The organism is Nonomuraea sp. NPDC048916 (assembly GCF_040649575.1).
GTDB lineage: Bacteria > Actinomycetota > Actinomycetes > Streptosporangiales > Streptosporangiaceae > Nonomuraea.
In genome coordinates, this window is the sequence record NZ_JBEZFS010000209.1 from 1 (window position 1) to 480 (window position 480).

At 68.1% G+C, this 480-nt stretch carries 1 protein-coding gene; it reads left to right on the plus strand.

The genetic code is table 11. The annotated features are described in order from the left end of the window. Positions 1-480 (plus strand): ABC transporter substrate-binding protein (locus AB0C16_RS40480; protein ID WP_357691499.1); only part of this gene is annotated, 480 nt, incomplete at both ends.

A 480-nucleotide genomic window follows, 5' to 3' on the forward strand; every position in this document is an offset into this window, starting at 1 on the left:
CCACCCGCAACCGCGAGGACGGTGCCGAGGGCGCGAAGGTCGTCCCCGACCTGGCCACCGACCTGGGCACGCCCAGCAAGAACGCCACCGTGTGGACATACACCCTCAAGGACGGCCTCACGTACGAGGACGGCACCGCGATCACCTCCGCCGACATCAAGTACGGCATCGAGCGCTCCTTCGCCGCCGAACTCTCCGGCGGCGCGCCCTACCTGCGCGACTGGCTGATCGGCGGGGCCGACTACCAGGGCCCGTACAAGGACAAGAAGGGCCTCGACTCCATCGAGGTGCCCGACGAGAAGACCATCGTCTTCCACCTCAACAAGCCCGTCGGCGAGTTCCCCTACCTCGCCACCCAGACCCAGACCACCCCGGTCCCGCAGGCCAAGGACACCGGCACCAAGTACGAGGAGCACCCGCTCGCCTCGGGCCCGTACAAGGTCGTCACCAACGAGAACGACGGCGAGCGCCTCATCCTGG